Source organism: Novipirellula sp. (genome assembly GCF_041583735.1).
Taxonomy (GTDB): domain Bacteria; phylum Planctomycetota; class Planctomycetia; order Pirellulales; family Pirellulaceae; genus Novipirellula.
Genome location: NZ_JBFHFD010000488.1, coordinates 1 through 6,505, shown reverse-complemented (window position 1 = coordinate 6,505; position 6,505 = coordinate 1). Strand labels below are relative to the sequence as shown.

Genomic DNA, 6,505 nt, shown 5'->3' with positions numbered 1-6,505 from the left:
TGGACTGACGATTGGCGGCTCCGATGGAAACGCGGAAGAAACAAGGTTGGCGGCGGACCGTTTTTTTCCGCAACATGATTTCGGTCGCCAGCTCGCCGAGGATCCGCATTCTGGATTTGCAAGCCCATGGATAAAACAAAGGTGTCAGGAGTCAAATACGAACAATGATTCCTGAAACCTTAGATTTCTCCTGAGACCTTCGATATCCCTCCTTGCTTTGCATTATCTTGATTTCGACATCTTGATTTCGACGTTCGGAAGCTCACTTTGGAGAATATCCAAAGAGCGATCGGGAGGAAGATCGCCGCTGATACTTAGTTTTTTCAACTTTCCAAGTTTCGAGATCTGCTCAAGTGGACAATTGATAAACAAATCACTATCAATAGCCAGTGACTGAAGGTTTGCCAGCCCGCTTAGCGGTTTAAGACAGCTTGGCGTAACGAGAGTCCCACTTATATTAAGTTCAGTCAATTTCGATCCTCTAAGGAGAGAAATGTGCTCGTCCGCGGTATTCGTTTGCAATAGGACTAGCAACTCAACGGAGTGCAGTAACTCATAGGTAAAAACCTCGCGTTTCAATTTGCATCCGTCAAGTCGCAATACTCTCAGAGAGGGCAAGACTAGATTCTCAAGACCAGAGCCATCTAATGGGTTGAATCCTACATCAAGCAAGATCAGTCCCTGTAACCCATTGAGGAACGACAAATCAGAGTCATTAAAATCAGAGTTTTGTATGGTCAAGACCCGTAATCCCGAGCCGAGTCCATGTTCGACATCTCTTCCAAAGGTATTTCGTTCTCGAATCAAACGCAGATTTAGCAGTAACAAAGGATCGAGTTTTCGATCGGTAAACTCGACTCCGTACACACCTGGATAGGAACGTGCCCCGCCTACGTTGTATTGCTCAACAAATGCTTTGGCGCGTTCGTCGAGCCTCGATAGAGCGCGGTGCACGACGATATTCAATCGTCTGCCTCGTTTGTCTATTCCAAATCGAAACTCCTCGTACTCCAAATCCACGAGCGAATCTAAACAGCTTGCCGCGAAACGCCAATCAAGGCTATAAACATTCCGAGCCAAGAATGAGACAGTGTCCTCTAGCGGGTGGACATCCTTTTCAACAATCTGAGCGACGATGTCCTGGACTAAGTAATAGCGAGACGCCAATAATCCGTCGGGAACTTTCTCTAAACCCACCTCGACGGCATGTTCTTCAAATTCCCCGTCGCTCGACGTTGCCCATCCGACCACCGCCAGTTCCTCGGCATCAACGACGTTGATGTTCAGCGGCAAGACAAGCATACAGATTGGCAGCCATCGCCATACACGGATCGGCAATCTCGTCATAATGGATAGTCTCCGTGATGGATAAGGGGGCCACCAAGCACAACGTCATTCGAGTTTTGATCGTGCAAAACTCCTCTAAAATCATTGAAGATTTCCCCAAGCCTCTGGTCAAAGTCCGCACCTGTGGACGGATCCGTTGTCAGTAGAGACGTCAATCGATACTGATCGCTTGCACGGATGTGGCACATGCTTGCGTCGATGGGACAGACGTTTGCACTGAGGCGACAAGCGTTTGCATCGATGAGGCAAGAATGACGTGAGCGGAATCGTATGCTTAGCGAGATGTCATGTCAAACAACTTTTCGTCAAAGCCTAAGGTTATCGTTCGCACTGCTTCCTGACCTCTTTTTATCCAGGCCAGCGTCGCCGCGGTTCAGCGCGGCAATATCTGCAAAATGTCCTTCACTTTTAGCGTTGTCTTGAAGGTGACTCGCGGCATGCCTAAATCGGGAATCGATTGGTCAACGGTTTCGCTAATCGCCAACATGATCCTCGCAGTGTGCTGAAACTGTTTTAACCGGATCACTTTCTCGCTCAAATATTCCGGCGTCCAAAATCCGATCACTTCCAACAGCACTTCGCCATGCTTGGGATGCTTCAGCGAGAAGTCGGGAGTGAACACGGTTTGGGCTTGGTGTAGCACCGTGCCCTCACGTCGGAGCATCCAACCGTCGGTTTGGTTCTCTGCTTGCAGTTTGTTCCATTGACGCCAAAATGTTTCTTCCAACTGGCTGTCGAAATCATTTGGTTGGACTTCGCTTCGCAGTCCATCCGTACTGCTCAGTCGCAACGCAAATCGCCGTTTCGCGGGTCCAAGCACCGTCGCTTGCATCCGCCAATCACGTGTTGCTAACAATCCTGGCAAGAACCGAGCGAACGCGACGCCGTAGCGACGAGTTTGACGCAGCAGCGACGCAGGTCCGTTCAACTGAAACACATAACGATCGCCTTGCCGCGTGATCGAGTGCATCAGCCGCGCCAGCTTGGCGTAACGCAAGATCATCTTGAAATCGTCGCCGGCCCAAACCGTCATCGACAATGCTCCGTACAGCGCCGTCTGAGTTTGCGCGACGTTGTAACGTGACAGTAAACCCGCAGCATCGAGATTCTCGGGCGGTTTTCGAAGTCGATGAAACTCGATCACATCGGCAAACAGGCTGGCTTCGATCTCCTCCCAACTTTTGCCAAGTTCTGCTGCAATCTCTGCTTTCGTGTTCGTTTCGTCATGGTCAAACAATTGGTCACGCGTTTGCACTAGCGGATGTTTGGTTGCCGCCAACGAGAACACGCGTTGTCTGAGTTTGGCGGATGCAGCGGATTTGTCCTGATGAAACTCGCTCGCGTCATCCAGCAATTTGCAAAACGCGGCAATCCGTTTTGCTGGACAATCCATAACACCCTGCAGCGAACGCCGGACGCGGTCATGCAGATGCTTGCGTACTTCCCCAATATTTTCTCGATAGATCTTCAGCATTTCCTCGGCGAGCCGCGGGTAATGCCCGTGAGTCGAGCGAGTCAAGCGATCAGGGGTGACCGTCAGACGCGAAAAATCGTACTCCAGCAGAGATTGTTCTTTGGTCAACATCTAAGGCTGTCAGTGCTTGCGAAATGCGTCGTCACGCCGACGCGAACGAGACCGCACTTCGTCACGCGTCCCGGCGGTCACGATCTCGTAGAAACAGGCACGGCCAAAGCGGTTCTTGCGTACCACGCGTCCAAGTCGTTGCAGCGCTTGGCGTGTACTGCTGCCGCCACCGACAACGATCGCGACGTTGACCTCGGGTAAATCGACTCCCTCGTCCAAAACGCGGTTGACAACCAATGCGGGGTAACGCCCTTCTTTTAACCCAGACAAAATTTCTTGTCGCTCGCGTTTGCGACAATGGCTCAGTAGACATGGGATCAAGAAACGTAGCGATACGTCGCGAGCCATTGCGTTGGAACCACAGAAGACGATCACCGGTTCGCCGGCGTGAAGTCGAAACAGGTCTTCGATGACTCGCAGTTTTTCTTCCGCTCGGTCTTCGATGGAACGTTTGGCGTGAAAGGCAACCATCGCCGCACGGGCGGCGGGGTCATGACCGCTTTCGCTGCACAACGCTGGCCAATCGTAGGACGAGTCGTCCTTTCGTCGCTCGGCAACAAACTCACGAACCGTATTGCCCAGCGATTCATAGCGTGTTCGCTCATCACTCGATAAGTGCACGGCCATCCGCACGATGTCGTAATTCGCAAGTGTTTTGCCTCGGGCGGCCTTGATCGCTTGCGTGTAGACCCGGGGACCGATGATTTCATTGAGCAATTCGTGTCCCCCGTCGCGACGCTCGGGGGTCGCGGTCAAGCCGAGTCGATAGCGGGCCGCGGACATGCGGGCGGCATCCTGACGCATCGGCCCCGGCAAATGATGGCATTCGTCAAAGATGATGAACTCGAATTGGTTTCCCAAACGCGGCATGTGGATCGTCGCACTGTCGTAGGTGGTCACCGAAACCGCGCTGACGCGGTGCACGCCATCGCCAATGATCCCGGCATCGATCCCGGTCGCATTGCGAATCCGGTCGTGCCACTGGTACATCAAATCACGAACCGGGGAAACGATCAAAACGCTTGTGCTGACACGGCAGATCGCGTGTAGCGCCACCTCGGTTTTTCCCGTCCCCGTTGGCATCACCACGACGCCACGGCGAGTTTCCATCCAAGCCTCGAGCGCCTCGTTCTGGTCTGGTCGCAACGTGTGCAGCTTCGCCGAGGCAAAGCGAATCGGTGTCCAGTGTGCGACGTCGTCCGACCAATTTGTCGCCAGTCGGTTTTGCAAACACTCGATCACATCGCGGTAATGCATCGCGTCGGTCCGCCAGCAGCCACTGCGAGGGTCATGCATCCACAGCGGTTGGGTCCACAATCGCTCGATCAACTGTTTTTCAACGCCCGAGAGCGTCAACGTCCCCTCCTGAAACGCAAGCCGCGTCGGCGCTGAAACGGGAGCGAGTGCGTTCATGGTTGACAGATCATAGGTTGGCGTGTGTCGCAGATGACGGTGATTCAGCGAGAGATCGAACCACTGCGCCGATGACGGCGGTGAAGTAACCGGGGACCATCAAGAGCAGGCTAATAAATGGAGCCACCAGCGCTGTGGAGAAACCTGCAGCAATGTCGGCAGGTTTCGGCGTCGCACTGCTCATTGCCATTACGGTAAACGCAGAGATTGCACCTTGGAACACTGCGAACAGACCGATCAACAAAGGGATGTGAACCACTAGAACGAGTGCCGCAGCCGCCATGGCTCCCTTGCCGCGAACCACAATCATCAACGCGACAACGAAGCTCAAAAATGCTGTTAACGGCAATAGCACAAGGTAGGCTGGCCCAAGTGCGACAAATATCCACTGCAGCAAAGACTGTTGAACGGGTTCGGCTTCGTGCATGAATGCTTACCTCGCAAATTGCAATGGATCGGATATCAACGCCGATTCGAGCATTGAGAATTGGTCATCCAGAATACCACGGAGGGCATTCGGAGTAAAATTCACTGCGTGTTGCGTGTCGTGTTAGGGCTGTGGAAAAGGCTAGAAAACCAAGGACGCTAAATCGAGTGCAGGTGCATACTTCCTCGCTAGTAGCATGCTAATTTACACCGGACTTTCCCGATTGGTTATGAAATTGTCCGCTTCATCTTAACTTCGTGCAGTTCTGAATACATGTGACTCTCGAAACGGTCTGAAACTGCCTCGCTGATGATTTGAAAGCCAAGCTTCTCAAAGATGGGAACATTTTCGGTTTCCTTAATCGTATTAAGAACGATGGCAGTGCGAGCAGTGGTTAATGCACAAGATTCGATCCAATCTAACAGGCGACGGGCGATGCCCTTTTGTTGAAAGTGGGGGTGAACAGCCAGCCCAATCACATGCAAGTAACCTTCGTGGCTGTCACCTTGAACCGTGGCAACGACTCGATGGTCAAGCTCAGCGACGAGCCGTGTCCCTTCCTTCTGAAGAAGTAGTTGGCGAGCGACGGTATGTACGCTCGGTCGGTAGATCGATCGCAGTGGGGTGAATGCCGCGTGGAACACCGCAGCCATCGCGTCGTCATCCTCGGCCGTCGCCTTGCGGATCGTGATCGAAGGTTGCATTTGCTCCTCAGCCAAAACACTGTGCTAGCAAATCTGTGATGCTGGAATTTGACCTGTTTGCTATGGTTTTTGCTGTCAAAACCGGCTCGATATTCTGTCTTTCACGCTAGGATGGAATTGTGCTACGGTTCCAATGCGCGGACCCCTTTACTCGAATTCCTTCTGTTTCTTGGCTCCTATGTTAGGCGAATACCACGTCGGCCGCTGTACCCGCAATTGCCATTCGCTGCACCGCCCGTTGCGCGAAGGCGAGTGGTATTACTCGGTCGTGATGGAATCAGGGGACGATTACGTACGTCGCGACTTTTCGGCCGAAAGCTGGAAAGGGCCGCCTGAGGACGCGATCGGGTGGTGGAAAAACCGGATGCCCAAGGCTTCGGAAAAGAAGCTTGTGTTGGCGCCGCCGGAGGTCTTGATCGATCTGCTACGCCAAATGGGAAACTTTCCCGACAAAGCAAAAACACGTTACTTGCTGGCGATCATGTTGATGCGTAAACGGCTGGTGCGTCCTTGGGAAGGCACAGCCGATGATTCGCTCGAAGAGGGGGCGATGCGTTTGGAAGTGCTGGCCGATCAGTCGACGATCGATGTGATGCCCTGCGAAATCAACCGCGCCGAATCGGACTCGATCCGTGACGAGTTAAACGATTTGCTTTACTGCGAAGCCGATGTGGTTAGCGACGACGACGAAACATCAACCCGGTAACGGTCCCAGGAGAAAAGCAAGGATGCGAACATGGCTGTGGATCGGAACGTTGATGATCTGTTTTGTCTCGGGTGGAGCGACATGCGCCCGCCGCGAGGCTCCGGTACCGTTCCCACCGCCTCCGGTTGCCTTCGATCAGACACCCAGCTTGGACGAATTGGCTGGGGTTATGAACCGCACCGGTTCGATCCAGCAGTTGTCGACCAACACCGCCTCGGTCGAAGTCTTGTCGATGCCGAACATTCCGAAGCTCAGTGCCACCTTGAGTCTGCAGCGAGAGCGTCGCTTTCGCCTGCGAGCCAGTTTGCCGATCGTGTTGGGGG

At 53.3% G+C, this 6,505-nt stretch carries 6 protein-coding genes and 1 pseudogene; 2 read left to right on the top strand and 5 right to left on the bottom strand.

The window, feature by feature from the left end; all coding sequences use genetic code 11:
- Positions 1-222: 222 nt before the first annotated feature.
- The 5 genes from ABX962_RS26465 to ABX962_RS26445 all read right to left on the bottom strand — a co-directional run bounded on the left by ABX962_RS26465 (position 223) and on the right by ABX962_RS26445 (position 5,476).
- A complete protein-coding gene (locus tag ABX962_RS26465; RefSeq protein ID WP_372723865.1) occupies positions 223-1,302 on the bottom strand; it encodes a hypothetical protein in 1,080 nt (359 codons plus the stop codon).
- A 418-nt stretch (positions 1,303-1,720) separates the two neighbouring features.
- The gene (locus ABX962_RS26460; RefSeq protein WP_372723863.1) at positions 1,721-2,932 is read right to left on the bottom strand and encodes a DUF790 family protein; all 1,212 of its coding nucleotides are present in this window, start codon (positions 2,930-2,932) and stop codon (positions 1,721-1,723) included.
- A gap of 9 nt (positions 2,933-2,941) precedes the next feature.
- Positions 2,942-4,345: a DEAD/DEAH box helicase gene (locus ABX962_RS26455; RefSeq protein WP_372723861.1), complete on the bottom strand. Its 1,404-nt coding sequence runs from the start codon at positions 4,343-4,345 to the stop codon at positions 2,942-2,944.
- Between the two features lie 10 nt (positions 4,346-4,355).
- Positions 4,356-4,772, bottom strand: coding sequence for a hypothetical protein (locus ABX962_RS26450; protein ID WP_372723859.1), 417 nt, complete (start codon positions 4,770-4,772; stop codon positions 4,356-4,358).
- 227 nt (positions 4,773-4,999) lie between these two features.
- The gene (locus tag ABX962_RS26445; RefSeq protein WP_372723857.1) at positions 5,000-5,476 is read right to left on the bottom strand and encodes a GNAT family N-acetyltransferase; all 477 of its coding nucleotides are present in this window, start codon (positions 5,474-5,476) and stop codon (positions 5,000-5,002) included.
- 178 nt (positions 5,477-5,654) lie between these two features.
- Here ABX962_RS26445 and ABX962_RS26440 point away from each other — a divergent pair, with 178 nt between their 5' ends.
- Entirely contained in the window at positions 5,655-6,182 is a 528-nt protein-coding gene (locus ABX962_RS26440) for a hypothetical protein (RefSeq protein WP_372723867.1), read from the top strand.
- Between the two features lie 22 nt (positions 6,183-6,204).
- Positions 6,205-6,505, top strand: a pseudogene (locus tag ABX962_RS26435) (hypothetical protein); the annotation flags it as partial.

Bases quoted from the DNA above. Each gene is read 5' to 3' on its own strand.
- ABX962_RS26445 (WP_372723857.1), bottom strand. From the start codon at position 5,476: ATGCAACCTTCGATCACGATCCGCAAGGCGACGGCCGAGGATGACGAC.
- ABX962_RS26460 (WP_372723863.1), bottom strand. From the start codon at position 2,932: ATGTTGACCAAAGAACAATCTCTGCTGGAGTACGATTTTTCGCGTCTG.
- ABX962_RS26450 (WP_372723859.1), bottom strand. From the start codon at position 4,772: ATGCACGAAGCCGAACCCGTTCAACAGTCTTTGCTGCAGTGGATATTT.
- ABX962_RS26465 (WP_372723865.1), bottom strand. From the start codon at position 1,302: ATGCTTGTCTTGCCGCTGAACATCAACGTCGTTGATGCCGAGGAACTG.
- ABX962_RS26440 (WP_372723867.1), top strand. From the start codon at position 5,655: ATGTTAGGCGAATACCACGTCGGCCGCTGTACCCGCAATTGCCATTCG.
- ABX962_RS26455 (WP_372723861.1), bottom strand. From the start codon at position 4,345: ATGAACGCACTCGCTCCCGTTTCAGCGCCGACGCGGCTTGCGTTTCAG.